This is a genomic window from Agromyces selenitireducens (genome assembly GCF_052748465.2).
This window is the reverse complement of the sequence record NZ_CM188259.1, coordinates 2,666,382-2,691,733: the sequence shown is the minus strand read 5'-3', so window position 1 is coordinate 2,691,733 and position 25,352 is coordinate 2,666,382. Positions and strand designations below refer to the sequence as shown.

The window sequence follows — 25,352 nt, the reverse complement described above, 5'->3', positions numbered from 1 at the left end:
TGCACGCGTCGAACCCAACCGTCCCTGCAAGCATGCGCCGGCGGGCTGTGCACGGTAGCCGGTCCGCGATCGAGGCCCGCCGACCGACCAACGCGGATGGCGCTGAGCAGAGATCGTTGTGGGCCCTGATTCGCGTATGCCTGTCCCGCAGAATCGGTCTCACTGAGGTGCCTCAATCGCGGCGGCTGGCGCGAGTGCATGCCGTTCGCACCTCTCGCAGTGTCCGGCGGTGCGAATGGCATCGACTCGTCGCCGACCACGCGGTGTCAGAGGCTCCGCGGCATCCGCTTTGTAAAGAATGCTTGACACTGTGTCGAGAATGGTTGACACTGGCCATGTCAAACATTCTTCACATCGCCTGAGGAGGCGCGTATGTCGTACGAGGAGAAGGGCACGTGGTCGTTCCTCGTGGTCGCGGTCGTCGCCTACGGGGTGTACCTGCGGCTCGTGCTTCCCGAGCTGCTGGGCGGCACTCCCGTCGAGCGGGTCGACTATGCGATCCCCATGCTCTGGACCATCGGCGGGGCGGTCGTCGCAGGCATCCTCGCCCGCATCGCGATCGCAGTCGTGAATCCGGGCGAGGCGCACACGGCAGACGTGCGCGACAAGCAGATCGACCGCGCCGGAGAGCAGGTGGGCAACTCGCTCGTCGTCATCGCCGCGATCGGCGCGCTGGTGCTGGCGATGCTCGAGGTGCACTGGTTCTGGATCGCCAACGCGATCTACCTCGGCTTCGTGCTCTCCGCCGTGCTCGGGAGCATGGCGAAGCTCGCGATGTACCGCCGCGGGGTGCCGACGTGGTGAAGCCGACCAGGGTCATGAACGACATCCGCACGCTGCGGTTCCGGCACGGCGAGATGACGCAGGCCGAGCTCGCGCAGCGGCTCGGGGTCACCCGCCAGACCGTCATCGCCATCGAGCAGGGGCGGTACTCGCCGTCGCTCGAGATGGCCTTCCAGATCGCTCGGGTGTTCGGGGTACCGCTCGACGACGTCTTCCAGTACCCCCACGAGGCAGAGGAGTCGGCATCATGAGGATCGCCGCCTACCACCGGTACGGATCGCCCGACGTCGTCGGGGTCGAGGAGCGCGAAGAGCCCCAGCCGGGCGCCGGCGAGATGCGGGTGCGGGTGCACGCGGCATCCGTCGGCTCGTCGGATGCCGCGGGCCGCTCGGGCACGCCCTGGTTCGCCCGCCTCGCCTTCGGCCTCCGCCGGCCGAAGAACGCGGTGCTCGGCTCCGACTTCGCCGGCGTGATCGACGCGGTCGGCCCCGGCGTCACGCGCTTCGCCGTGGGCGACCGGGTGTTCGGCGCGACCGGCGCCGACGGCGGCGCCCACGCCGAGGCGATCATCGTGAGCGAGCGCGCCGCGATCGTGTCCCTGCCCGACGACGTCGCGTTCGATGCGGCGGTCGCGATCTGCGACGGCGCGATGACCGCGCTGCCGTTCCTGCGCGACGGCGGACGGCTCCGGCCCGGCATGCGTGTGCTGGTCATCGGCGCGTCCGGTGCCGTCGGCTCGGCTGCCGTGCAGCTCGCCGCGCAGCTCGGCGCCGAGGTGACCGGGGTCTGCGGGCCCGCGCACGTCGAGCTCGTCGCGTCGCTGGGCGCGCGCCGCGTCATCGACTACACGCAGGGCGACCCGCTGCAGCCCGGCGCGACCTACGACGTCGTGTTCGACGCGGTCGGCGCGAGCCGCTTCCGCCGGGCGCGCCGCGTGCTCGCCGACCGCGGGCGGTACCTCACGACCGTGCCGTCGTGGGCGATCATGCTCCAGCAACTCACGTCGCGGCTCGGCCGTCGCCGCGCCGTCATCATGTTCACCGGGCTCAGGTCGGCCGACGCCAAGCGTCCCGACCTCGAGGAGCTCGCTGCGCTCGCCGCGTCCGGCCGGTTCGCGCCGGTCCTCGAGCGGGTGCTCCCGCTCGACGACGTCGCCGAGGCGCACCGCATCGTCGACACCGGCCACAAGGCCGGCACAGTCGCCATCACGCCCGTCACCCAGCACCAGGAGGCATCATGAGAGCCGTCGTCCAGAACGCCTACGGAGGACCTGAGATCCTCGCCGTCGCCGAGGTGCCCGAGCCCGCGCCGCCCGGCAAGGGCGAGGTCGCGATTGCGGTGGGCGCGGCCGGCGTCCACGCGGGCGACGTGTGGATCATGCGCGGCGAGCCGCTCGTGATCCGCGCCGCGTTCGGACGGAAGCGGCCGCGGCGCCCGATCGTGGGCCGCGACATCGTCGGCACGGTCACCGCGGTGGGCGAGGGCGTCACGACGCTCGCGCTCGGCGACCGCGTGTTCGCCGAGTCGAACCAGGGGGGCTTCGCTGAGACGGCCTTGATGGATGCCGCGTACGTGCGCCGCGCGCCGGAGAACCTCGACGACGTGCACGCCGCGGTCATCCCGGTCTCGGGGACGACCGCGCTGCAGGGCCTGCGCCTCGCGGGCGTGGGGTCCGGCGACCGAGTGCTCGTGATCGGCGCGTCGGGTGGCGTCGGCACGTACGCGGTACAGCTCGCGGCCGCGCTCGGCGCCGAGGTGACGGGAGTCGCGAGCGCGGCCAAGGCTGACCACGTGCGCGCCGCCGGCGCGACCTGCGTCATCGACTACCGCACCGAGGACGTCACGGCCGGCGACGCCGTCTACGACGTCGTGTTCGACCTGGTCGCCGACCACTCGATCGGTGCGTTGTGCCGCATCCTCGCGCCGCGGGGCACGCTCGTGCTCTCGTCCGGCACCGGATCCCGCCTGCTCGGCCCGATCCCGCGGCTCGCCGCCGCGGCGATCCGGTCGCCGTTCACGCGGCAGCGGCTCAAGCCCCTGGCCGCCCGGCGCAACGGCGACGACCTCGACGAACTCCGTGCGCACGCCGAGGCAGGGCGGCTCCGACCGGTCGTGGACGAGGTGTTCCCGCTCGATCGCGCCCCCGAGGCGTTCGCCCGGCTCGCGTCGGGCACGGTCCGCGGCAAGGTCGCGATCCGGGTGCGGGGCGGCGACGAGGCGACGGATGCCGCGGCGCGGGCCGCCGTCGACCGGGCCGCCGCCGAGCCTGCCGCCGACCGGGGCCGCGCCGAGCCCGCCGGCGCCCGGCCCGCCGGCGCTCAGCCGAGCAGCACCGCGCCGTAGGCGAGCGCGGCGACGAGCGTCCACGACGCGAGGCCGACGACGAGCGCCCGCCAGCCCGTGTGCAGCAGTGCGGCGACGCGGATCGACGCGCCGAGGGCGAACAGCGCCATCGCCAGCAGCGTCGTCTGCACGAGGTCCGCTCCGGTGAGCAGTGCCTCGGGCAGCGGCACGAACGTGCGGAGGAGGACCGCGGCGAGGAAGCCGACGACGAACAGGGGCACGATCGCGGGGCGCGGGCCCGCGGCATCCGTCGCTCGACGTCGCTCGACGCCCGCGGCGATCGCGACCATCGGCGCGAGCAGCAGCACGCGCGTGAGCTTGACGACCACCGCCACCGCGAGCGCCGACGCTCCCGCCACCTGCGCGGTCGCCACCACCTGGCCCACGTCGTGGACGCCCGCGCCGACCCAGTGCCCGAACTCCGGGGCGGTCAGCCCGAGCGGATGCCACAGCGCGGGCAGCACCGCGATCGCCAGCGTGCCGCACAGCGTGACGAGCGCCACCGGCACCGCCTGCTCCTCGTGGCGTGCACGCACCGCGGCGCCCATCGCGCCGATCGCGGACGCCCCGCAGATCGCGAAGCCGCTCGCGACGAGGAGCGGCTCGCGGCCCGGCAGGCCGAGCGCCCGGCCGAGCCACCACGTGCCGCCGAACGTGAGCACGACCACGCCGACCGTGGTGAGCACCGTGACCCAGCCGAGCGCGGCGATGTCGCCGAGGCCGAGCTTCAGCCCGAGGAGCACGATGCCGGCGCGCAGCAGCGTGCGGGCGCTGAACGCGAGCCCGGGACGGAGCGCGCCGTCGAGGCGCGGGCGCATCCACGGGACCTGGCCGGCCACGATGCCCGCCGCGACGGCGAGCGTGAGCAGCGGCACGACGGGCAGCGCGAGGTGCGCGAGCCACGCGAGGGCCGCGGCGCCGGCGGCGACCGCCAGGCCCGGCATCCGCTCGCCCCACCGCCCGTGCGACGCGCCCGCGCGGTCGCGCCCGGTCGCGCTCATCCCCAGCCGGGCAGCCAGAAGTGCAGCTGCCGGAACTCCGGGCTGACGGGGATCGCGGCCCACAGCGGGTAGAAGAACACCGACACCGCCGTCACCACGGTGAGGTAGACGGCGACCGTCGCGATGCCCTGCTGGCGTCGCCAGCGCAGGTCGTCGGGCCGGCCGAGCACGAGGTCCAGCACGTACACCAGGGCGAGGATCACGTACGGCTGGTACGCGATCGTGTAGAAGTGGAACACCGTGCGCTCGACGTACAGAAGCCACGGCAGGTACCCGGCGGCGACGCCGAGCAGGACGGCCCCGGCCTGCCACTCGTGGTAGCGCGCGAAGCGGTACACGAGGTAGAGCGTCGCGAGCGTCGCCGCCCACCAGATGAGCGGGTTCGCGATGCCGATGATCGACGCGACGCACTGGTCGGCGCCGCAACCGGCGGCATCGGCGTAGTACATGTTCGTCGGCCGCAGCATGAGCGGCCACGTGAGCGGGTTCGCCTCCCAGGGGTGCTCGGTGCGCACGCCGACGTGGTAGCCGTACGCGGCCTGGTGGTAGTGCCACAGGCTCTGCAGCGGATGCGGAACCCACGACCAGAACCCCGACGCCGCGTTGCCGGGCTCGTCCGCCCACCCGCGGTAGTAGCCGCCGGACGTGACGAGCCACCCCGTCCACGAGGCGAGGTAGGTGACTGCGGCCGTCGGCACGAGCAGCAGGAACGTGATCGGGCCTTGCTTGACGACGGCGCCCTCGACGTAGAACGGCAGTCCGGCGCGGCGGCGCGCGAGCGCGTCGACGAGCACCAGGTACACGCCCACGGCGGCGAGGAAGTACAGGCCCGACCACTTCACCGCGATCGCCGCGCCGAGCGCGACGCCCGCTGCGACCACCCACGGCCTCGCCCAGACCACCGGACCCGAGCGCGAGTCGCCGCCGGCCTCCTGCTGCGCGGCGAGGCGCGCTGCGAAGCGTGACGAGGTGCGCGAACGGTCGAGCAGGACGAACCAGAAGCCGAGCAGCCCGAACAGCATGAGCCAGTTGTCGAGCAGCGCCACCCGGCTCATCACGATGGCGTTTCCGTCGATCGCGAACAGGAACCCGGCGATCACGGCGAGCAGGGTCGAGCGGAAGAGGATGCGGCCGACCATGGTCATCGCGAAGACGGCGACGACGCCGGCGAGTGCCGTCACGGCGCGCCACCAGAACGCGTTGTCGGCACCGAACGTCGCCATGCCGAGACCGAGCATCCACTTGCCGAGCGGCGGGTGCACGACGTATGCGGGGTCGTCCGAGTAGACCTCGGTGTCGCCGCGGTTGAAGTCCTCGTTCGCGCCCTCCGGCCAGGATGACTCGTAGCCGTTGGCGATGAGCGTCCACGCATCCTTCACGTAGTACGTCTCGTCGAAGACGAGCTCCTGCGGCGTGCCGAGGTTCCAGAACCGCAGCACCGCCGCGAGCAGGGCCACCGCGACCGGGCCGCCCCAATACCAGAGTGCACGCCGCCGCGGTGTGCGCAGCAGGTGCGCCCAGCGCTCGTCGAGGCGAGAGCCGCGCGAGCGGTCGTCGACGGCCGGCTCGAGGACGTCGGGCGAGTCGGGGGATTCCGGTGCGTCGAGGGCGTCGGGTGTCGCGTCGCGCGCGTCGGCGCCGACCCCGTTCGAACCCATGCGCCCCACTGTAGCCGCGCCCGCAGCGCCGTCCGTGCGTCAGACTGGAGCCGTGATCATCCTCGCGGCGACGCCCATCGGCAACCTCGGCGACGCGTCGGCGCGGCTGCGCCAGGCGCTCGAGGACGCCGCCGTCGTCGCCTCCGAGGACACGCGCGTCACGCAGCGGCTCCTGGCCGGCCTCGGCATCGCCAACCGGCCGAAGCTCATCGCCTTGCACGAGCACAACGAACGTGCACGCGCCGCCGACCTCGTCGAGCTCGCGCGCGACGGCGACCTGCTCGTCCTCAGCGACGCGGGGATGCCGACGGTCTCGGACCCGGGCTTCGTGCTCGTCCAGGCCGCGGTCGCCGGAGGCGTCGACGTCACCGCGATCCCCGGGCCGAGCGCCGTGATCACCGCGCTCGCCGTGTCGGGGCTCCCGACCGACCGGTTCGCCTTCGAGGGCTTCCTGCCGCGCAAGTCGGGCGAGCGGATGCGGCGCCTCGCCGAACTCGCCGCGGACCGCCGCACGCTCGTGTTCTTCGAGGCGCCGTCGCGGCTCGCCGCGAGCCTCGAGTCACTCGCCGAGGCGTTCGGCGGCTCGCGGCCCGCCGCGGTGTGCCGCGAGCTGACGAAGCTCCACGAGGAGGTGCGGCGCGGCCCGCTCGCCGAGTTGGCCGAGTGGGCCGCGGGCGGGGTCCGCGGTGAGATCTGCATCGTCGTGGGCGGTGCCGGCGAGGCGGCGCCGGTGGACGAGGGCGAGGCCGTGGCTCGGGTCGTCGGCCTCGCGGCATCCGGCACCCGACTGAAGGATGCCGCGTCGATCGTCGCCGCGGAGACCGGGCTCGGCAGGCGCGACCTCTACGAAGCGGCCCTCGCGGCCCGCCGGTCGGACTGACCCCTCGCGCCGCGGGCTCGGCAGGAGGAGAATCGGGTGAGACGCACTGTGGAGGTGCGAGATGGCTCACGCGATCAGGTACCACCGCTTCGGCGGGCCCGAGGTCCTCGAGGTCGAGGAGATCCCGACGCCCGAACCGGGCGAGGGCGAGGTCCTCGTCGAGGTCTTCGCGACCGGCCTGAATCCGATGGAGAGCCTGACGCGTGGCGGAGCGATCGCCGGGGCCGGAGGCGCGGGGGTGGCGCGGGGCCAGGGCCGCGACCTCGCGGGCGTCGTCGTCGGCACCGGGCCGGGCGCCGACGTCTTCTCGCGGGGCGATTCGGTGATGGGCTGGGTCGAGGACGGCGCGCAGGCGTCCCACGTCGTCGTGCCCGAGACGCAGCTGCTTCGGCGCCCCGTTTCGGTGCCGTGGGAGGTCGCAGGCTCCCTCTACACGGCGGGCACCATCGCGTGGTCCGCGGTGGAGGGACTCGGCCTGGGAGCTGACGACACGGTCGTCGTCACCGCGGCGGCCGGCGGCGTCGGATGCCTCGCGGCGCAGCTGGCGCGGCTGCGCGGTGCCATGGTGATCGGCACGAGCGCCGAGGCCAGGGGCGACTTCCTCGCCCAGTTCGGCATCATCCCGCTCGCGTACGGGCCCTCGCTCGCGGAACGGGTGCGAGCCGTCACGGACGGGCCGGTCACCGCCTTCCTCGACTTCCTCGGTGGCCAGGCGCACGAGGCGCTCGCACTCGGCGTGCCGCCGTCCCGGACCCTGACCGTCCTCGACCGGACCGCGGTCGACGAGCACGGCATCGTCGCCGTCGAGCCGGGCGATCTCGTCGCGCTGCGACGCATCACCGGGCTCGTCGCCGCGCATCGCGTCCGGCTTCCCATCGCCGACGTCTTCCCCGTGGAGCGCGTCGCCGACGCGTACCGCGCGCTCGACCGGAGGGACGCACCCGGGAAGATCGTGCTCGGGTTCCGCGTCGTGCACTACGACCAGCAGCACGTCCACGAGCCTGACCTGAAGGAGCAGGACGTCACGCTCGGCGTGCCCACGCCGCACCGGCACATCGACGTCGAGGAGTCCGTGCCGCCCGTGATCGGCGACGGGCGTACCCGCCAACGGCACCGCGAGGAACGCGCGGAGCGCGAGCGCGCCGCCGAACGGGAGGCAGGGAGCGACCGCGTGCCCTGACGTCCTCATGGCGCACCGGTGATTCCATGCACATGCATCGGAATCACAGGTGGTTCCCACGCGGCTCACACCGCCCGGGCGCAGGATGACCGCGACAGCGGAGTCCCGGGGGTGGCGTCATGGCACAGGCGGTTCGGTTCAGTGAGTTCGGCGGTCCGGAGGTGCTCGAGATCCAGGAGATCCCGACGCCCGAGCCGGGGCCCGGCGAGGTGCTCGTCGAGGTGTACGCGGCGGGGATCTCACCCGTGGAGACGGCGGTGCGGCTCGGCTCGGATGCGGATCGGTGGCCGGTCGAGTTCCCGTCCGGGCAGGGCCGCGAATTCGCCGGCGTCGTCTCGAAGGTCGGACCGGGTGCGGCCCGCTTCCGGCGCGGCGCCGAGGTCATCGGCTACGTCGCCCGAGGTGCGCAGGCGACGCACGTCGTCGTCCCCGAAGCGCAACTCGTGCCCAAGCCGGTGTCGCTGGCATGGGAGGTCGCGGGCTCGCTCTACGTCGCAGGGACGACCGCGCTCGGCGCCGTCGAGGGGCTGAACCTCGGCGCGCGCGACGTCGTGGTGATCACCGCCGCAGCCGGCGGCATCGGCGCCCTCGCCGCCCAACTCGCCAAGGCGCGCGCCGCGGTCGTGATCGGGACCACGACCGAGGCGCGGTTCGACTTCGTCCGCCAGTTCGGCATCGTCCCCGTCGCGTACGGGCCGGACCTCGCGGCGCGCATCCGTTCGCTCACGGAGTCGCCCGTCACGGCGTTCCTCGACTTCCTCGGCGGCCAGGCCGACGAGGCAGCCGCCCTCGGCGTCCCCCCGACGCGCGTGTTCACCACGACCGACTGGCGCGCGGTCGAGGAGCACGACGCGGTGAAGCTGTACGCCGGCGACACCGTCGCGCTCGGTCGCGTCGCGCAGCTGGTCGCCGACCGCCAGGTCCGCCTGCCGATCGCGGACGTGTTCTCGCTCGCCGAGATCGGCGACGCGTACCGCCAACTCGACCAGCGCGACTCCGCGGGCAAGATCGTGATCGGCATGAAGCTCGTCGACTACAAGGGGCAGAAGATCACGCCCTCCCGGCTCAAGCAGCAGGACGTCACGATCGGGGTCCCGACGCCGCACGACCGGGTGAGCGTCGAGGGCGTGCTGCCGCCGGTGATCGGCGACGGACGCGCCCGCAGGCTGCGCACCGGCTCGATCCCGACGGTCGCGGGGGCGGGCGCCGGCGCGTCCGCGCGCTGACGCCCACCGGGCGGCATCCGCCCCGGCGTGACGCGCCACGCGCCGCCCGTAGGATTGTCGGCATGGCCGACGGCTCCTCGTTCTACATCACGACCCCCATCTTCTACGTCAACGACGTGCCCCACATCGGGCACGCGTACACCGAGGTCGCCGCCGACGTGCTCGCACGGTGGCACCGGCAGGCGGGCCGCGACACGTGGATGCTGACGGGCACCGACGAGCACGGCCAGAAGATCCTCCGCACCGCGACCGCCAACGGGGTGACCCCGCAGGAGTGGGCCGACAAGCTCGTCGCCGAGGCGTGGAAGCCGCTGCTCGACACGATCGACGTCGCCAACGACGACTTCATCCGCACGACCGACGAGCGCCACGAGGCGAACGTGCAGAAGTTCCTCCAGCACCTCTTCGACGAGGGCTGGATCTACACGGGCGAGTACGAGGGCTATTACTGCGTCGGCTGCGAGGAGTACAAGCAGCAGTCCGAGCTCGTCGACGGCGAGGGCGAGTACGCCGGGCAGCTCGTGTGCGCCATCCACTCGAAGCCCGTCGAACTGCTGCACGAGAAGAACTACTTCTTCCGCATGTCGGCCTTCCAGGAGAAGCTGCTGGCGCTCTACGACGACCGCCCCGACTTCGTGCAGCCGGAGTCGGCGCGCAACGAGGTCGTGAGCTTCGTGCGCGCCGGGCTCGACGACCTGTCGATCTCGCGGTCGACGTTCGACTGGGGCGTCAAGGTCCCGTGGGACGAGACGCACGTCGTGTACGTGTGGTTCGACGCGCTGCTGAACTACATCACCGCCGTCGGCTACGGGCAGAGCGATGCGGAGTTCGCGCGCCGCTGGCCCGCGCAGCACCTCGTCGGCAAGGACATCCTCCGCTTCCACGCCGTGATCTGGCCTGCGATGCTCATGGCCGCGGGCCTCGAGGTGCCGCGCGGCGTCTTCGGCCACGGCTGGCTGCTCGTCGGCGGCGAGAAGATGTCGAAGTCGAAGCTCACGGGCATCGCGCCCGAGCAGATCACCGACACGTTCGGCTCCGACGCGTTCCGCTACTACTTCCTCTCGGCGATCCACTTCGGCCAGGACGGCTCCTTCTCATGGGAGGACCTCGCCGCGCGCTACCAGGCCGAGCTCGCGAACGGCTTCGGAAACCTCGCCTCGCGTGTCGTCGCGATGATCGGCCGCTACTGCGACGGCGAGGTTCCGACGGGCGCCGTCGGCCGCACCGGGGCCGACGAGGCGATCGTCGCGCTCGAGGCCGAGGTGACGGATGCCGCGTGGCGGGCCATCGGTCGACTGCACGTCCACGAGGCCATCGCCGCGGCATGGCGCCTCGTCGACGCATTGAACGGCTACCTCACCGAGCAGGAGCCCTGGGCGCTCGCGAAGGACCCGGCGAACCGCGACCGGCTCGAGGCCGTGCTCGCGACCGCCTACCACGGGCTCGGCACGCTCGCCGTGCTGCTCTCGCCCGTGCTGCCCAAGGCGACCGCGAAGCTGTGGACCGCGCTCGGCGCGCCCGGGACCGTGCAGGAGCAGCGCATCGACCGCGCCCACGAGTGGGCGGTCGGGTCGCGGGTGGTCGCGCTCGAGCCGCTGTTCCCGCGCGTGGAGGTCGCCGAGTGACGGCTCGGGCCGAGCCTCGGATCGAGGAGCCCGCGGAGCGGGAGTCTCGAGACCACCTGCGCACGCGTTCCGACGGCGGCCGCGCCGCCGAGTACCCGCCGCTGCCCGAGCCGCTCCGCGTGCCCGTCTACGACAACCACACGCACCTCGAGATCGCCGACGGGGCCCTGCCGCTGACGGCGCACGAGCACCTCGAGCGCGCGGCGTCGGCGGGCGTCGCCGGTGCGGTGCAGGTCGGCACGGATGTCACGACCAGCCGCTGGTCGGCCGAACTCGCCGCGCGAGAGCCGCGACTGCTCGCCGCCGTCGCCCTGCACCCGAACGAGGCGCCCGAGCTCGAGACCCGCGGAGGGCTCGACGCCGCCATCGCCCTGATCGACGAGCTCGCCGCGCAGCCCCGGGTGCGCGCCGTCGGCGAGACCGGGCTCGACTTCTACCGCACGGGCGACGACGGACGCGACGCGCAGTACCGCTCCTTCGAGGCGCACATCGACATCGCCAAGCGGCACGGCGTCGCGCTCCAGATCCACGACCGCGACGCGCACGACGAGGTCGTCTCAACCCTCCGCCGGGTGGGCGCGCCCGACACCACGATCTTCCACTGCTTCTCGGGCGGCGAGGAACTCGCGCGGCTCGCGGGCGATGCCGGGTGGTACTGCTCGTTCGCCGGGAACATCACGTTCAAGAATGCCGAGAACCTCCGCGAGGCGCTCCGCGTCGTGCCGCGAGAGCTGATCCTCGTCGAGACCGATGCGCCGTACCTCACGCCCGTCCCGCTCCGCGGGCGACCGAACGCGCCCTACCTCGTGCCGCACACCATGCGGTTCATGGCCGAGGTGCTCGACACCGACCTCGACGAGCTATGCGCCCAGGTCGCCGGGAACACCGTGCGGGCCTACGGGTCGTGGGCCGAGGGGCTCGCGGCATCCGCCCGCCCCGGAACCGCGGACGAGCCGACGGGATCGGCGTGACGCGGCGCGTCGCGACCGGCGACGACCCGGAGTGCCGCAGCATCGAGATCGTGCGGGGGAGCAGCCGGTGAACGCGCACCGCCACGAGGCCGACGGGGCGGACCGAACCCCGCGCCTGCTCGGGCCCGCGGAGATCCGCGATCTCGCCGACCTGCTCGGCGTCACGCCGACGAAGAAGCTCGGCCAGAACTTCGTGCACGACGCCAACACCGTGCGACGGATCGTGCAGACCGCCGCGGTCGAACGCGGCGAGACCGTGCTCGAGGTCGGCCCGGGCCTCGGCTCCCTCACGCTCGGCCTGCTCGAGGCCGGCGCAGACGTGATCGCCGTCGAGATCGACGGGCGCCTCGCCGAGCAGCTGCCGCACACCGCGAGGGTCATGCAGCCCGACACGCGGCTCACCGTCGTGCACGACGACGCGATGCGCGTCACCACGCTGCCCGACGCACCGACGCGCCTCGTCGCGAACCTTCCGTACAACGTCTCGGTGCCCGTGCTGCTGCACCTGCTCGAGCACGTCCCGTCGCTGCGGAGCGGCATCGTCATGGTGCAGGCCGAGGTCGGGCACCGCCTCGCCGCCGACCCCGGCTCGAAGGTCTACGGCGCGCCGAGCGTCAAGGCCGCCTGGTACGGGCGGTGGCGCATCGCCGGGCAGGTGTCGCGCATGGTGTTCTGGCCGGTGCCCAACGTCGACTCGGTGCTCGTCGGCTTCGAGCGCGGTCCCGCCCCGGGCGACCCGGCGGGCACCGAGGAGGAGCGCATCGCGGTGTTCGGGCTCGTCGACGCCGCCTTCCAGCAGCGCCGGAAGATGCTGCGCCAGTCGCTCTCCGCACGGCTCGGAGGGTCGGCCGCCGCCGCCACCGCCGTGCTCGAACGCGCCGGCGTCGACCCGCAGGCGCGCGGCGAGCAGCTCACGGTCGAGGACTTCCTGCGGATCGCGCGCGCCGCGGCATCCGCCTGACGTCGCACCGGATCGCACGCCCGCCGCGGTCGCGCCACCCCTTGCGGTCCGCACGGCACGCGGGGGTACCGTGAGGGCATGCAGCAGGACAGCATCGGGTCATCCGGCGAGGGCATCGGCGACGCCAAGGTCATCGAGACCACCGGCCGGGGGCGCGACGAGTGGTTCGGCATCCTCGACGAGGCGGGCGCCGCGAGCTGGACGCACCCCGAGATCGCCGCGTGGCTCGCGGCCGACCAGGGCGTCGACCGATGGTGGTCGCAGCACCTCACGGTCGCGTACGAGCAGGCGCGCGGCATCCGCTCGCCCGGCCAGCGCCAGGACGGCTCGTTCGAGGCGAGCGTCTCGCGCACCGTGGACCTCGACGCGGTCGACGCACTGCACGCGCTCGCGAACCTCGTCGCCGCCGAGCTCGGGGTCGAGCCGCTCGCGCGCAACACCTCGGCGCGGCATCCGACCGCGCGGTTCCACCTCGACGGGGGCGAGTTCGTGCTCGCCGGGTCGAGCCCGCGCGGCGACGGACGCTCGTCGATCTCGCTGACCTGGGGCAGGATGCCGGACGGGTCGCGCATCGCGGACGTCAAGGCCGCCCTGCGCGAGTGGCTCGGGCGCGTCGGCTGAGCGCATGCCCTAGCGTGGACGCATGACGATCGCGGCGACCGACGAGGCGGTGCACGTCCGGGCGCCCGGGAAGATCAACCTCTTCATGCGCGTCGGCGCACTCGACGCCGACGGCTACCACGACGTCGCCACCGCGTACCAGGCCGTGTCGCTGTACGAGGACGTCCGCGCGTGGCCCGACGACGACATCACGGTCGCGTTCAACGGCTCGGTCGACACCTCCGACCTGCCGACGGATGCCTCGAACCTCGCGATCCGCGCCGCGAGGCTGCTCGCACGGCACGCCGGAGTGCCCGGCGGCGTGCGGCTCGAGATCGACAAGCACGTGCCCATCGCCGGCGGCATGGGCGGCGGGTCGGCGGACGCCGCGGCGACCCTCGTCGCGTGCGACGCCCTCTGGGGCACGGCGCTGCCCAAGGAGGAGATGCACGCGCTCGCCGCGTCGCTCGGCGCCGACGTCCCGTTCGCACTCACGGGCGGCACCGCGATCGGCACCGGTCGCGGCGACCGCTTGAGTCCCGCGCTCGCGACGGGGTCGTTCCACTGGGTGCTCGCGGTCGCGGAGTTCGGCCTCTCGACCCCGGCGGTGTACCGCGAGCTCGACCGGCGACGCGACGCCGGACTCGAGGAGGGCTGGCGGACCGGCGCGGATGCGGCGTCCGTCGCACCCACGGTCGACCTCGCGGTGCTGCAGGCGCTGCGCGCGGGTGACCCCCGGCGACTCGCGGAGGCGCTGCACAACGACCTGCAGTCGGCGGCCCTCTCGCTCGCTCCCGGGCTCGGCCGGATCCTCGAGATCGGCGAACGGAACGGTGCGCTCGCGGGCCTCGTCTCGGGATCGGGACCGACCGTCGCGTTCCTCGTCGACGATGCGGACTCGGCCATCGAGCTCCAGGTCGCGCTGTCGGCGGCGCGACTGACCGCGGTGCACGTCCACGGGCCGGTGCACGGCGCGCGCGTGGCGCTGCGCTGAGGCTGCGCCTCGGACCCTCCCGCGCCGCGCCAAGCGCCCGCCCGTCACGTCGAGTTGATGCCATTCGCACCGTTGGAGCAGTGAAGCGATGCGAATGGCATCAACTCGCGGGTGGGGCGGCGCCCACCTGTGGAGAGCGGGCCTGTGCGGCCCGGCGATCGTGGACGCTGGGGCGGTGCCCCGCTCGCAGGAACTCCCGTGGTCGCTCCGCGGCCTGCCGTCGTTCACTCGTCGCGAGGCAGACCGCCACGGCATCCACTGGCGCCGACTGGCGGCCGCCGACCTCATGCGCCCCTTCCACGGCGTACGGCTCCAGGTCGCCGATGAGGCGCCGACCGTCCGTGAGTTGGCCCGCGCATACGCCAAGCGGATGCCGCGCCGCCAGGTCTTCAACCACGAGACCGCGGCCGTGCTGTGGGGCATACCCCTTCCGGACCGCCCTGCAGAGCCCGACGAGCTCGATCCCGTGCCCCCGCTCTTGCACGTGTCGGTCCCGTGGGGTTCTGCGAGGCCCGCAGCGCGCGGTGTCCACGGGCACATCCTGCGATTCGACCGGATCGACGTGCGCGTCCATCGCGGCCTGCGGATGGTCGATCCCGCGACCGCGTGGGTGCAGCTCGGTGCGCTGCTCGCCGCGGACGATCTCGTCGCGGCCGCGGACTTCCTCCTCACAGGTACGGAGCCGTACGACGGGCGCCCGCCGCTCTGCACGCCGCCCGAACTCGCGGTCGCGCTGGACGCGCACCCCGGATGCCGTGGTGCCGCGTCGCTGCGCGCCGCCCACGCCCTTGCCCGGCGAGGCGCGCTCTCACGCCGCGAGTCACTCCTCCGACTCGATCTTGTCCGCGCGGACCTGCCTGAGCCGGTGCCGAATCACCGCGTGCTCGACGCCGGCGGTGCGCTCCTCGCGATGATCGACCTCGCGTACCCGGAGTACCTGGTCGGGATCGAGTACCAGAGCGATCTCCATCGGACGCCGAGCCGGTGGCGCCGCGACATCCGTCGAATCGAGGGCCTCGCGGATGCAGGCTGGGTCATCGTGCAGGCCACGTCGGACGATGTGAGCGCGGACGGCGGCCTCAGGGATTCCGTACAGTTCGCCGAGCGGGTGCGGCGGCGGCTCCGTGCGCGCGGCTGGCCGGGCTGAGGTCTCGTCGTTCCGCCACGAGTTGATGTCATTCGCAACGCTCGGGCCCCTCACCGTTGCGAATGACACCAACTCGGCGGGGGTGCGGTGAGCCCGCGGAACGCGGGGATGCCCGCGGCGAGAGCGCTCAGGCGGTGTGGCTAGGGTTGAGCGCGACATGGCACACCTCCTCGGCGCCGAGCGCCTGCACCTCGAATTCCCCACGCGCACCGTCTTCGACGAGGTCACCCTCGGCATCGACGAAGGCGACCGCATCGGCATCGTGGGGCGCAACGGCGACGGCAAGTCGACGCTGCTGAAGCTGCTCGCCGGGCGGCTCGAGCCCGATGGCGGGCGCGTGACGGTGCGCCGCGGCATCCGCATCGGCATGCTCGACCAGACCGACGCGGCCGACGCCGATGCGACCGTCGCCGACGTCGTCGTCGGCGGCATCGAGGAGCACGTATGGGCGGGAGACGCGAAGGCGCGCGACGTGATCGCGGGTCTGCTCGCCGACGTCCCCTGGCACGGCCGGATCGGCAGCCTGTCGGGCGGCCAGCGCCGACGCGTGGGCCTCGCGGCGCTGCTCATCGGCGACTGGGACGTGCTGTTCCTCGACGAGCCGACCAACCACCTCGACGTCGAGGGCATCGCGTGGCTCGCCGGCCACGTGAAGGGCCGCTGGGCGGCGAACGACGGCGCGCTCGTCGTCGTGACGCACGACCGGTGGTTCCTCGACGAGGTGTGCACGGCGACGTGGGAGGTGCACGACGGCATCGTCGAGCCCTTCGAGGGCGGGTACGCGGCGTACGTGCTGCAGCGCGTCGAGCGCGACCGGATGGCCGCGGCATCCGAGGCCAAGCGCCAGAACCTCATGCGCAAGGAGCTCGCCTGGCTGCGGCGAGGCGCGCCCGCGCGCACGTCGAAGCCGAAGTTCCGCATCGACGCGGCGAACCAGCTCATCGAGAACGAGCCGCCCGTGCGCAACCCGGTCGAGCTCAACCGCCTCGCAGTGTCGCGGCTCGGCAAGGACGTCGTGGACCTGCTCGACGTCACCGTCGAGTACCCGGTGCAGGATGCCGCGCAGGCGGGTCTCGATGCGGGTCCGGCTTCGCCGGATGCCACTCGACCGGCGGTGAGGACCGTGCTGCACGAGCTCGAGTGGCGCATCGCGCCGGGGGAGCGCACGGGCATCCTCGGCGTGAACGGCGCGGGCAAGTCGACGCTGCTGAAGCTCGTGACCGGCGAGGTGCAGCCCACGACCGGGCGCGTCAAGCGCGGCAAGACCGTGAAGATCGCGGTGCTGAGCCAGGAGCTCGCCGAACTCGCCGAGTGGGCCGACGAGCGCGTCTCCGCGGTGGTCGCCGCGCAGAAGACGAGCTACGTGGTCGGGGCGGGTTCGAAGGCCGTCGAGCTCACGCCGGGCCAGCTGCTCGAGCGGCTCGGGTTCACGAGCCAGCAGCTCGCGACGCCCGTGAAGGACCTCTCGGGCGGGCAGAAGCGGCGGCTGCAACTGCTGATGATCCTGCTGCAGGAGCCGAACGTGCTGATCCTCGACGAGCCGACGAACGACCTCGACACCGACATGCTCGCCGCGATCGAGGACCTGCTCGACGCGTGGCCCGGCACGCTGCTCGTGGTGAGCCACGACCGGTACCTCGTCGAGCGCGTGACCGACCGGCAGGTCGCGATCCTCGACGGGCACCTGCGCGACCTCCCTCGGGGCGTCGACCAGTACCTCGAGCTGCGGGCGGCGTCTGCGGGTCGAGGAGCCGACGGAGGAGGCGTCTCGAGACCCCCCTCGGCGCCAACCGGCCTCGAGACGCCCGCAGAGCGGGCTCCTCGACCCGCACCACAGCTCGCGGGCGCCGACCGGCGCACCGCCGAGAAGGAGCTGTCGTCGATCGACCGGCGGCTCGAGAAGCTCCAGACGCAGATCGCCGACCACCACGAGAAGCTGGCCCGGCACGACCAGTCCGACTACGTCGGCCTCGGTGCGCTCGGCGACGAGTTGCGAGCGCTGGAGGACGCCGTGGCCGACCTCGAGACCCGCTGGCTCGAAGTTTCCGAGCAGCTCGAAGGCTAGTGTCGCAGGATCTGTGACAGATGGTGACCACGGTGTCATCGACGCGAAGGATCTTCGCCTAGCGTGGTAAGTGCGTTCGCGAACGCGGCATCGACGCCCCACCGCCACCAGCGGTGGGGTTTCGTCATGCCGGGCACCATCCGCCACCAGCATCCGATCGCGCGCGCTCACGTGGAAGAGGAACACCGTCATGCCCAGCACCCGAACCAAGCTCATCGCCGCGCTCGCCGCAGCACCCCTCGTCATCGGCCTCGCCGCCTGCTCGTCTGCCGGAGCCGCCGAGGGCGACGACGTCGTCCGCATCGGCGTCGTCGGCAAGTCCGACCCGCAGTGGCCGGCCTTCGAGGAGGCCGCCGCCGAGGCCGGCATCGAGATCGAACTGGTGGATTTCGCCGATTACGCCCAGCCGAACCCGGCACTCACCGAGGGCGAGCTCGACCTCAACCAGTTCCAGCACATCGTGTACCTCGCGGACTACAACGTGTCGGCCGGCGCCGACCTCACGCCGGTCGGGGCCACCGCGATCTACCCGCTCGGGCTGTACTCGACGAAGTACGACTCGGTCGACGAGATCCCCGCCGGCGAGACCGTCGCCGTGCCCGACGACCCCTCGAACCTCGCACGTGCGCTCCTCGTGCTCCAGTCGGCCGGGCTCATCGAGCTCGAGGACGGCGGCTCGATCTTCTCGACCGTCGCCGACATCGACGAGGCGAACTCGAAGGTGGAGGTCACCCCGCTCGAGGCGTCGCTCACCCCGACGAGCCTGCCGGATGTCGCGGCCGCCGTCATCAACAACGATTTCGTCGAGGACGCCGGCCTCACCTTCGCCGACGCGATCGCGCAGGACGACCCTTCCGACCCGAACGCGCTGCCGTACGTGAACATCTTCGCGGCCCGCTCCGACGACGCCGAGAACGAGGTGTACCGCGAGCTGGTCGAGATCTTCCAGACCGACCCCGAGGTGCAGGCAGGCCTGCTCGAGGCGTCGGGCGACACCGCGGTGCCGCTCACCACGTCGGTCGACGAGCTGCGGGAGTCGCTTGCCACGGTCGAGGCCGACACCCGGGCACAGGGCTGACCCGCGCAGCGACGATCGCGTGCGCGCCGCGGGTCGAGGAGCCGGTTCGCCCGTGTCTCGAGACCGTCCCATCGGTCTCGAGAGGGCCGGCCGGCCTCCTCGACCCGCGGATGCGCGTGCGCAAGGAGGAACACCCATGGCGCTCGTGACCCTCGAGCACGTCACCAAGTCCTACCCGGCCGCCGACCGGCGAGCCGACGCAGTCACCGCCGTCGACGACGTCTCCCTCGAGATCGAGGCGGGCGACGTCTACGGCATCATCGGCTACTCCGGCGCGGGCAAGTCCACGCTCGTCCGGCTCGTGAACGCGTTGGAGCCGGCGACGAGCGGCTCGATCCGCATCGACGGGCGCGAGATCACCGGACGCGCCGAGCGGGAGCTGCGCGGCATCCGTCTCGGCATCGGCATGATCTTCCAGCAGTTCAACCTGTTCGAGGCGAAGACGGTTCGCGGCAACGTCGCGTACCCGCTGAAGGTCGCCGGCTGGAAGGGCGCCGACATCCGCGCCCGCGTCGACGAGCTGCTCGAGTTCGTCGGGCTCGCCGACAAGGCCGGCGCGCACCCCGACCAGCTGTCGGGCGGGCAGAAGCAGCGTGTCGGCATCGCCCGGGCGCTCGCCACCCGTCCGCGCATCCTGCTCGCCGACGAGGCGACGAGCGCGCTCGACCCCGAGACGACGCACGAGGTGCTGACGCTGTTGAAGCGCGTGAACGAGGAGCAGGGCGTCACGATCGTCGTCATCACGCACGAGATGGACGTCATCCAGACGATCGCGACCAAGGTCGCGGTCATGGACCGGGGGAGGGTGATCGAGCACGGCGACGTCTTCGACGTGTTCTCCGGCCCGCGGCATCCGTCGTCGCAGCGCTTCGTCGGCACGGTCATCAAGGGCGTCCCGTCGCCCGCCGAGCTCGCGGTGCTGCGCGAACGGCACGCGGGCCGGATCGTCACGTTCTCGTTCCGCGACGGCGACGCGTCGCAGGCGCAGGTCTTCGTCGACCTCGCGGCGGCGGGACTCGAGTTCGAGCTCGTCTACGGCGGCATCAACGACATCCGCGGTCGCGCCTTCGGCCACCTGACCCTGGCGATCCGTGGAACGGATGCTGCGGTCGCCCGTGCGCTCGAGCAGGTCGCGCGGCACGCCGACGTGACGGTGCACGACGAGGCGGAGGCCCGCTGATGGACGCGCTCGTCGAACTGGCCCCCGAGTTCTGGGAGGCCGCCGCCGAGACCCTCTACATGGTGGCGCTCACGATGGTGTTCGGCGGTGCCGGCGGGTTCCTGCTCGGCACGGGCCTCTACGTGACCCGGCGCGGCGGCCTGCTGCCCAACGCCGTGGTGAACAACGGCCTGAACGTGGTCATCAACTTCTTCCGCCCCATCCCGTTCATCATCTTCATCGCGGCGGTGCAACCCGTCACCCGCGCGGTCATCGGTACGGGCATCGGCACGGATGCCGCGATCTTCGCGCTCTCGCTCGCCGCGTCGTTCGCGATCGGCCGGATCGTCGAGCAGAACCTGCTGACCGTGAAGCCCGGCGTGATCGAGGCCGCCCGCTCGATGGGTGCGGGGCCCTGGCGGATCCTCGGCACGGTCGTGGTGCCCGAGGCGCTCGGGCCGCTCATCCTCGGCTACACGTTCATCGTCGTCGCGGTGATCGACATGACCGCCATGGCCGGGTTCATCGGGGGCGGCGGTCTCGGCTACTTCGCGCAGCTCTACGGCTACCGGCAGTTCGAACCGGTCGTCACGTGGGCGGCGGTCCTGCTCATCGTTGCGTTCGTACAGGTCGTGCAGTACCTCGGCAACTGGCTCGCCCGCCGGGTGCTGCGGCGGTAGCGCGGGCGCGCCGCCGAGGGGGCGAGCTGCGATGGTACCGCCCGCCCGGGTCCCCTCGTGGCTCAGGCGTACCCGAGTGTGCGTCCCCTCGTGGCTCAGGCGAACCCGAGTGTGCGTCCCCTCGCGGAGGGGTCAGGCGAAGCCGAGCGAGAGCTTGCGCAGCAGCGCCGCGAGCCGCCGCTGTTCGGCCGGCGGCAGGCCCGCGAGCAGTTCGGCCTCGGCGTCGACGAGCCGCGTGATCGCCGCGTCGACGCGCGTGAGTCCCGCCGGCGTCATCTCGACGAGAATGCCGCGCCCGTCGTGCGGGTCGGTCTGGCGCGTGACGAGGCCGCGCGCGACGAGCCGGTCGATGCGGTTCGTCATGGTGCCGCTCGAGACGAGCGTCTGCGCGAGCAGCGCCTTCGGCGGCAGCCGGAACGGTGCGCCCGCCCGCCGCAGCGCCGAGAGCACGTCGAACTCCCACGACTCCAGCTCCGACCGCTCGAACGCCTGCCTGCGAGCCCGATCGAGCAGCTTCGCGAGCCTGCCCACCCGCGAGAACACCTGCAGCGGCGCGAAGTCGAGGTCGGGGCGCTCGCGTTCCCAGTCGTCGACGATGCGGTCCACCTCGTCCCGGTCCGCGGTCGTCATGCGGCCAGTATCGCACCGGCGGCGCGCGCGTCGGGCGCTCGCGGCATCCGTTCAGGGGCGACGGATGCCGCGTGGCAGACTTGGTAGGCGCTCGGCGGCCTCCGTCGGCGCGGTCCGCCATGGTGTAACGGCAGCACGACAGCCTTTGGAGCTGTGAGGCCCAGGTTCGAATCCTGGTGGCGGAGCATGGACAACAATCTCGCCATCATCGTGCTCGCCGCGGGTCAGGGGACCCGCATGAAGTCGGCCACGCCGAAGATCCTGCATCCGCTCGCGGGCGCACCGATCATCGCGCACGTGCTCGCCACCGCCCGGGCGCTCGACGCCGCGCACGTGGTCGCCGTGGTGCGACACGAGCGCGACCTCGTCGCGCAGGCGATCGAGACCGAGCTGCCCGGCACGATCATCGTCGACCAGGACGACATCCCCGGCACCGGCCGCGCGGTCGAGCAGGCCGTCGAGGCGCTCCCCGCCGACTTCGCGGGCGAGGTGCTCGTGCTGAACGGCGACGTGCCGCTGCTCAACGCTTCCACCCTGACCGAGCTCCTCGAGCGCCACCGTGCCGACGGGCTCGCAGCCTCCGTGCTCTCGGCTCGCTACGACGACCCGACCGGGTACGGCCGCATCGTGCGCGCCGCCGACGGCTCGTTCGACCGCATCGTCGAGCAGAAGGACGCCTCCGAGACCGAGCTCGCGATCGACGAGGTCAACGCGGGCGTGTACGCCTTCGGCGCGAACGCGCTGCGCGACCAGCTCGCGAACCTGACGCTCGAGAACGCGCAGGGCGAGAAGTACCTCACCGATGTCATCGAGCACCTGCGCGCGGCAGGCTCCGAGGTGAAGGCGCGCCCGGTCTCCGAGGGGTGGCTCGTCGCGGGCGTCAACGACCGCGCGCAGCTCTCGGAGACCGCGGCCCGCCTCAACGCCCTGATCGTGCGCGGTTGGCAGCTCAACGGCGTGACCATCGAGGACCCGGCGACGACCTGGATCGACCTCGCCGTGCGCATCGAGCCCGACGTCACGATCCGGCCCGGGACCCAGCTGAAGGGCGCGACCGCGATCGCGACCGGCGCCGTCGTCGGCCCCGACACCACGCTCCTCGACTGCGAGATCGGCGAGAACGCCGAGGTGAAGCGAACGGATGCCACGCTGGCCGTGATCGGCGCCGGCGCATCGGTCGGCCCGTTCTCGTACCTGCGACCCGGCACAGTGCTCGGCGCCGACGGCAAGATCGGCACGTTCGTCGAGACGAAGAACGCGAGCATCGGCGCGGGCAGCAAAGTGCCGCACCTGTCGTACGTCGGCGACACCGAGATCGGCGAGGGCTCGAACGTCGGCGCCGGCTCCATCACCGCGAACTACGACGGCGTGGACAAGCACCGGACGACGATCGGCTCGCACGTGCGCACGGGATCGCACGGCGTGTTCGTCGCGCCCGTTACGATTGGGGACGGCGCCTACACGGGCGCGGGCACGGTCGTCCGCAAGGACGTCCCGGCCGGTGCGCTCGCCGTGAACGTCGCCCCGCAACGCAACATCGACGGGTGGGTGCTGGAGCACCGCGCGGGGACCAAGGCCGCGGAGGCGGCCGAGGCGGCCGGCACGGCGGAGCCCGCGGAACCGGCCGAGGACTGACCAGAGAAACGCCGTCACCGGTGGGAAGGACCGCACACATGATCGAGACCACCGGTTCGAAGCGCCTCGTGCTCATCTCGGGGCGCGCCCACCCGGAGCTGGCCAGGCAGATCGCGGCGGAACTCGGGTCCGAGCTCGTGCCGACCGACGCGCGCACCTTCGCCAACGGCGAGCTCTACGCCCGCTACGGCGAGAGCGTGCGCGGCACCGACGCGTTCGTGATCCAGTCGCACGCGGCGCCGATCAACGAGTGGCTCATGGAGCAGCTGATCATGGTCGACGCGCTGAAGCGCGCCTCGGCCAAGCGCATCACGGTCGTCTCGCCGTTCTACCCCTATGCCCGGCAAGACAAGAAGGGCCGCGGTCGCGAGCCGATCTCGGCGCGCCTCGTCGCCGACCTGTACAAGGCGGCGGGGGCCGACCGCATCATGTCGGTCGACCTGCACGCCGCGCAGATCCAGGGCTTCTTCGACGGGCCCGTCGACCACCTGTTCGCGATGCCGGTGCTGCTGGAGCACTTCCGCACGCAGCTCGATCCCGAGTCGCTGACCGTGGTCTCGCCCGACATGGGCCGCGTGCGCGTCGCCGACATCTGGTCCGACAAGCTCGGCGCACCGCTCGCGATCATCCACAAGCGTCGCGACCCGCTCGTGCCGAACCAGGTCTCGGTGCACGAGATCGTCGGCACCGTCGAGGGGCGCGTGTGCCTGCTCGTCGACGACCTCATCGACACGGGCCGCACGATCGTGAAGGCGGCCGAGGCGCTGAAGGCCAGCGGCGCGACGGGCGTCGTCGTGGCCGCCACGCACGCGGTGTTCTCGAACCCGGCGGTCGAGATCCTGCAGTCCGACTTCATCGACCAGGTCGTCGTCACCGATACGCTGCCGGTCCCCGCCGAGAAGCGCTGGGACCGACTCACGGTGCTGCCCATCGCGCCGCTGCTCGCGCGCGCCATCCACGAGGTCTTCGAAGACGGCTCGGTGACCAGCATGTTCGACGGGGCGGCCTGATGGCGGATGCCACGGCGAGGCCCTGGCTCCGGAGCTACGCGTCTGGCGTCCCGCACGACCTGCCGGCACCCGAAGGATCGCTCTACGACCTGATCCGCGCCTCGGTCGAGCAGTACCCCGACCGCCCGGCGTTGGAGTTCTTCGGCCGCGAGACGAGCTACGCCGAGTTGGGCGACCAGATCGAGCGCGCCGCCGAGGGCCTGCGCCGCCTGGGGGTGCAGCCCGGCGACCCGGTCGCGATCGTCCTGCCGAACTGCCCGCAGCACATCGTCGCGTTCTACGCGGTGCTGCGCCTCGGCGGCATCGTCGTCGAGCACAATCCGCTGTACACCCCGCGCGAACTGCGGCACCAGTTCGAAGACCACGGGGCACGCGTCGTGATCGCGTGGGACAAGGTCGTCGAGACGATCCAGGCGTTCCCCGCCGACGTGCGCGTGCAGCACGTCGTGTCGGTCGACGTGACGCGGGCGATGCCGTTCGCGACGCGGGCGCTGCTGCGCCTGCCCGTCGCGAAGGCGCGCGAGTCCCGCGCAGCGCTGACCACGCGCGTGCAGGGCGCCGTGCCGTGGCGCGAGGTCGTGGCGTCCGACCCCGTCGACGCGCACATCACCTCGCCCGGCGTCGACGATGTCGCGCTGATCCAGTACACGAGCGGCACGACCGGCTACCCCAAGGGCGCCGTCCTCACGCACGCCAACCTGCTCGCCAACGCCGCGCAGGCGCGGGCGTGGGTGCCCGAGATCGAGCGCGGCACGTCGGTCGTCTACGCGGTGCTGCCGATGTTCCACGCGTACGGGCTCACGCTCTGCCTCACGTTCGCGATGAGCATGGGCTCGAGGCTCGTCCTCTTCCCGAAGTTCGACCCCGACCTCGTACTGAAGGTCGTGAAGGAGCGGCCGCCGACGTTCCTGCCGGCCGTGCCGCCGATCTACGAGCGGCTCACGGCTGCGGCGGTCGAGCAGGGCGTGTCCCTCCGCGGCATCCGCATCGCCATCTCGGGCGCCATGCCCCTGTCGCCCTCGGTCGTCGAGCCGTGGGAGGCGCAGACCGGCGGCTACCTGGTCGAGGGCTACGGGCTGTCGGAGTGCTCGCCCGTGCTCATGGCGAACCCCGTCGCGCCGACTCGCAAGGCGGGCACGGTCGGCCTGCCGCTTCCGGGCACCGAGTGCCGCGTCGTCGACCCCGACGAGCCCACGCGCGACGTGCCGCCCGGCGAGCGCGGCGAGCTGATCGTGCGCGGCCCGCAGGTGTTCGGCGGGTACTGGAAGCAGCCCGAGGAGACCGAGGCGGTCTTCGTCGACGACCCCGAGGGGGGCGCCCGGTGGTTCCGAACGGGTGACATCGTCACGATCGACGACGACGGCTTCGTCAGCATCGTCGACCGCATCAAGGAACTGATCATCACGGGCGGCTTCAACGTCGCACCGAGCGAGGTCGAGGAGGCACTGCGCCACCACCCCGACGTCGAGGACTGCGCAGTGGTCGGGCTGCCCGACGAGCGGGCGGGCGAGGAGGTCGTCGCCGCGGTCGTGCTCCGGCCCGGCGCGACGCTCGACGCCGAGTCGATCCGGTCGCTCGGGCGCGAGCGTCTGACGCCGTACAAGGTGCCGAGGCGGATCATCCAGGTCGACGACCTGCCGCGCTCGCTCATCGGCAAGGTGATCCGGCGGCAGGTCAAGGAGCGGCTGCTCGCGCAGTGACCTCGAGCGGCGCGCGCCGCCGTAGT

Annotated in this window: 23 protein-coding genes and 1 tRNA gene; 21 read left to right on the top strand and 3 right to left on the bottom strand. The window is 72.4% G+C overall.

The window, feature by feature from the left end; genetic code table 11:
- Positions 1 to 372: 372 nt before the first annotated feature.
- From ACULK4_RS12535 to ACULK4_RS12520, 4 genes are read left to right on the top strand one after another with little or no spacing between them, the layout of a single operon-like run.
- Positions 373 to 804, top strand: coding sequence for a hypothetical protein (locus ACULK4_RS12535; protein ID WP_445966914.1), 432 nt, complete (start codon positions 373 to 375; stop codon positions 802 to 804).
- On the top strand, positions 699 to 1,034 hold the full coding sequence (locus tag ACULK4_RS12530; RefSeq protein WP_501043387.1) for a helix-turn-helix domain-containing protein: 336 nt from the start codon (positions 699 to 701) through the stop codon (positions 1,032 to 1,034). The genes ACULK4_RS12535 and ACULK4_RS12530 overlap by 106 nt, the downstream gene beginning before the upstream one ends.
- Positions 1,031 to 2,023: an NAD(P)-dependent alcohol dehydrogenase gene (locus ACULK4_RS12525; protein WP_445966915.1), complete on the top strand. Its 993-nt coding sequence runs from the start codon at positions 1,031 to 1,033 to the stop codon at positions 2,021 to 2,023. The genes ACULK4_RS12530 and ACULK4_RS12525 overlap by 4 nt, the downstream gene beginning before the upstream one ends.
- Positions 2,020 to 3,126, top strand: coding sequence for an NAD(P)-dependent alcohol dehydrogenase (locus tag ACULK4_RS12520; RefSeq protein ID WP_445966916.1), 1,107 nt, complete (start codon positions 2,020 to 2,022; stop codon positions 3,124 to 3,126). Before ACULK4_RS12525 ends, ACULK4_RS12520 begins: the two co-directional genes overlap by 4 nt.
- On the opposite strand, the gene ACULK4_RS12515 is transcribed toward ACULK4_RS12520, so the two are convergent.
- Positions 3,102 to 4,127, bottom strand: a complete 1,026-nt coding sequence (locus ACULK4_RS12515) for a YeiH family protein (protein ID WP_445966917.1) — start codon at positions 4,125 to 4,127, stop codon at positions 3,102 to 3,104. The genes ACULK4_RS12520 and ACULK4_RS12515 overlap by 25 nt on opposite strands.
- Positions 4,124 to 5,785, bottom strand: a complete 1,662-nt coding sequence (locus tag ACULK4_RS12510; protein WP_445966918.1) for a dolichyl-phosphate-mannose--protein mannosyltransferase — start codon at positions 5,783 to 5,785, stop codon at positions 4,124 to 4,126. The genes ACULK4_RS12515 and ACULK4_RS12510 overlap by 4 nt, the downstream gene beginning before the upstream one ends.
- A 52-nt stretch (positions 5,786 to 5,837) precedes the next feature.
- On the opposite strand from ACULK4_RS12510, the gene rsmI reads away from it, so the two are divergent.
- The 13 genes from rsmI (at position 5,838) to ACULK4_RS12445 (ending at position 20,351) form a co-directional block, all read left to right on the top strand.
- On the top strand, positions 5,838 to 6,665 hold the full coding sequence (rsmI, locus tag ACULK4_RS12505; RefSeq protein WP_445966919.1) for a 16S rRNA (cytidine(1402)-2'-O)-methyltransferase: 828 nt from the start codon (positions 5,838 to 5,840) through the stop codon (positions 6,663 to 6,665).
- Positions 6,666 to 6,726: 61 nt separating this feature from the next.
- A complete protein-coding gene (locus ACULK4_RS12500) occupies positions 6,727 to 7,845 on the top strand; it encodes an NADP-dependent oxidoreductase (protein WP_445966920.1) in 1,119 nt (372 codons plus the stop codon).
- A 119-nt stretch (positions 7,846 to 7,964) separates the two neighbouring features.
- Positions 7,965 to 9,071 (top strand): NADP-dependent oxidoreductase, encoded by a 1,107-nt coding sequence (locus tag ACULK4_RS12495; protein WP_445966921.1) that lies wholly within the window; start codon positions 7,965 to 7,967, stop codon positions 9,069 to 9,071.
- Positions 9,072 to 9,133: 62 nt separating this feature from the next.
- Entirely contained in the window at positions 9,134 to 10,696 is a 1,563-nt protein-coding gene (metG, locus tag ACULK4_RS12490; protein ID WP_445966922.1) for a methionine--tRNA ligase, read from the top strand.
- Positions 10,697 to 10,716: 20 nt separating this feature from the next.
- Positions 10,717 to 11,667: a TatD family hydrolase gene (locus ACULK4_RS12485; protein WP_445966954.1), complete on the top strand. Its 951-nt coding sequence runs from the start codon at positions 10,717 to 10,719 to the stop codon at positions 11,665 to 11,667.
- A gap of 67 nt (positions 11,668 to 11,734) precedes the next feature.
- Positions 11,735 to 12,628, top strand: coding sequence for a 16S rRNA (adenine(1518)-N(6)/adenine(1519)-N(6))-dimethyltransferase RsmA (gene rsmA / locus ACULK4_RS12480; RefSeq protein ID WP_445966923.1), 894 nt, complete (start codon positions 11,735 to 11,737; stop codon positions 12,626 to 12,628).
- A 78-nt stretch (positions 12,629 to 12,706) separates the two neighbouring features.
- On the top strand, positions 12,707 to 13,249 hold the full coding sequence (locus ACULK4_RS12475; RefSeq protein ID WP_445966924.1) for a hypothetical protein: 543 nt from the start codon (positions 12,707 to 12,709) through the stop codon (positions 13,247 to 13,249).
- 22 nt (positions 13,250 to 13,271) lie between these two features.
- Positions 13,272 to 14,222 (top strand): 4-(cytidine 5'-diphospho)-2-C-methyl-D-erythritol kinase, encoded by a 951-nt coding sequence (locus ACULK4_RS12470; protein ID WP_445966925.1) that lies wholly within the window; start codon positions 13,272 to 13,274, stop codon positions 14,220 to 14,222.
- Positions 14,223 to 14,397: 175 nt separating this feature from the next.
- Positions 14,398 to 15,369, top strand: coding sequence for a putative endonuclease domain-containing protein (locus tag ACULK4_RS12465; protein ID WP_445966926.1), 972 nt, complete (start codon positions 14,398 to 14,400; stop codon positions 15,367 to 15,369).
- Between the two features lie 157 nt (positions 15,370 to 15,526).
- Positions 15,527 to 17,434, top strand: a complete 1,908-nt coding sequence (locus tag ACULK4_RS12460; protein ID WP_445966927.1) for an ABC-F family ATP-binding cassette domain-containing protein — start codon at positions 15,527 to 15,529, stop codon at positions 17,432 to 17,434.
- Between the two features lie 190 nt (positions 17,435 to 17,624).
- Positions 17,625 to 18,512: a MetQ/NlpA family ABC transporter substrate-binding protein gene (locus ACULK4_RS12455; protein ID WP_445966928.1), complete on the top strand. Its 888-nt coding sequence runs from the start codon at positions 17,625 to 17,627 to the stop codon at positions 18,510 to 18,512.
- A 136-nt stretch (positions 18,513 to 18,648) separates the two neighbouring features.
- On the top strand, positions 18,649 to 19,692 hold the full coding sequence (locus ACULK4_RS12450) for a methionine ABC transporter ATP-binding protein (RefSeq protein ID WP_445966929.1): 1,044 nt from the start codon (positions 18,649 to 18,651) through the stop codon (positions 19,690 to 19,692).
- A complete protein-coding gene (locus tag ACULK4_RS12445; protein WP_445966930.1) occupies positions 19,692 to 20,351 on the top strand; it encodes a methionine ABC transporter permease in 660 nt (219 codons plus the stop codon). Before ACULK4_RS12450 ends, ACULK4_RS12445 begins: the two co-directional genes overlap by 1 nt.
- Before the next feature lie 132 nt (positions 20,352 to 20,483).
- On the opposite strand, the gene ACULK4_RS12440 is transcribed toward ACULK4_RS12445, so the two are convergent.
- The gene (locus ACULK4_RS12440) at positions 20,484 to 20,981 is read right to left on the bottom strand and encodes a MarR family winged helix-turn-helix transcriptional regulator (protein ID WP_445966931.1); all 498 of its coding nucleotides are present in this window, start codon (positions 20,979 to 20,981) and stop codon (positions 20,484 to 20,486) included.
- Positions 20,982 to 21,094: 113 nt separating this feature from the next.
- Here ACULK4_RS12440 and ACULK4_RS12435 point away from each other — a divergent pair.
- The 4 genes from ACULK4_RS12435 (at position 21,095) to ACULK4_RS12420 (ending at position 25,326) form a co-directional block, all read left to right on the top strand.
- Positions 21,095 to 21,166, top strand: a tRNA-Gln gene (locus ACULK4_RS12435).
- Position 21,167: 1 nt separating this feature from the next.
- The gene (glmU, locus tag ACULK4_RS12430) at positions 21,168 to 22,616 is read left to right on the top strand and encodes a bifunctional UDP-N-acetylglucosamine diphosphorylase/glucosamine-1-phosphate N-acetyltransferase GlmU (RefSeq protein WP_445966932.1); all 1,449 of its coding nucleotides are present in this window, start codon (positions 21,168 to 21,170) and stop codon (positions 22,614 to 22,616) included.
- Positions 22,617 to 22,654: 38 nt separating this feature from the next.
- Positions 22,655 to 23,626 carry a ribose-phosphate diphosphokinase gene (locus ACULK4_RS12425; RefSeq protein ID WP_445966933.1) on the top strand — a complete coding sequence of 324 codons (972 nt, stop codon included), beginning with the start codon at positions 22,655 to 22,657 and terminating at the stop codon, positions 23,624 to 23,626.
- Positions 23,626 to 25,326: a long-chain-fatty-acid--CoA ligase gene (locus ACULK4_RS12420; RefSeq protein ID WP_445966934.1), complete on the top strand. Its 1,701-nt coding sequence runs from the start codon at positions 23,626 to 23,628 to the stop codon at positions 25,324 to 25,326. Before ACULK4_RS12425 ends, ACULK4_RS12420 begins: the two co-directional genes overlap by 1 nt.
- The last annotated feature ends 26 nt before the right edge of the window (positions 25,327 to 25,352 follow it).

Coding starts and splice junctions, on each gene's coding strand:
- ACULK4_RS12535 (WP_445966914.1), top strand. CDS start 373: ATGTCGTACGAGGAGAAGGGCACGTGGTCGTTCCTCGTGGTCGCGGTC.
- ACULK4_RS12525 (WP_445966915.1), top strand. CDS start 1,031: ATGAGGATCGCCGCCTACCACCGGTACGGATCGCCCGACGTCGTCGGG.
- ACULK4_RS12520 (WP_445966916.1), top strand. CDS start 2,020: ATGAGAGCCGTCGTCCAGAACGCCTACGGAGGACCTGAGATCCTCGCC.
- ACULK4_RS12515 (WP_445966917.1), bottom strand. CDS start 4,127: ATGAGCGCGACCGGGCGCGACCGCGCGGGCGCGTCGCACGGGCGGTGG.
- ACULK4_RS12510 (WP_445966918.1), bottom strand. CDS start 5,785: ATGGGTTCGAACGGGGTCGGCGCCGACGCGCGCGACGCGACACCCGAC.
- ACULK4_RS12500 (WP_445966920.1), top strand. CDS start 6,727: ATGGCTCACGCGATCAGGTACCACCGCTTCGGCGGGCCCGAGGTCCTC.
- ACULK4_RS12495 (WP_445966921.1), top strand. CDS start 7,965: ATGGCACAGGCGGTTCGGTTCAGTGAGTTCGGCGGTCCGGAGGTGCTC.
- metG (WP_445966922.1), top strand. CDS start 9,134: ATGGCCGACGGCTCCTCGTTCTACATCACGACCCCCATCTTCTACGTC.
- ACULK4_RS12475 (WP_445966924.1), top strand. CDS start 12,707: ATGCAGCAGGACAGCATCGGGTCATCCGGCGAGGGCATCGGCGACGCC.
- ACULK4_RS12470 (WP_445966925.1), top strand. CDS start 13,272: ATGACGATCGCGGCGACCGACGAGGCGGTGCACGTCCGGGCGCCCGGG.
- ACULK4_RS12460 (WP_445966927.1), top strand. CDS start 15,527: ATGGCACACCTCCTCGGCGCCGAGCGCCTGCACCTCGAATTCCCCACG.
- ACULK4_RS12455 (WP_445966928.1), top strand. CDS start 17,625: ATGCCCAGCACCCGAACCAAGCTCATCGCCGCGCTCGCCGCAGCACCC.
- ACULK4_RS12450 (WP_445966929.1), top strand. CDS start 18,649: ATGGCGCTCGTGACCCTCGAGCACGTCACCAAGTCCTACCCGGCCGCC.
- ACULK4_RS12445 (WP_445966930.1), top strand. CDS start 19,692: ATGGACGCGCTCGTCGAACTGGCCCCCGAGTTCTGGGAGGCCGCCGCC.
- ACULK4_RS12440 (WP_445966931.1), bottom strand. CDS start 20,981: ATGACGACCGCGGACCGGGACGAGGTGGACCGCATCGTCGACGACTGG.
- glmU (WP_445966932.1), top strand. CDS start 21,168: ATGGACAACAATCTCGCCATCATCGTGCTCGCCGCGGGTCAGGGGACC.
- ACULK4_RS12425 (WP_445966933.1), top strand. CDS start 22,655: ATGATCGAGACCACCGGTTCGAAGCGCCTCGTGCTCATCTCGGGGCGC.
- ACULK4_RS12420 (WP_445966934.1), top strand. CDS start 23,626: ATGGCGGATGCCACGGCGAGGCCCTGGCTCCGGAGCTACGCGTCTGGC.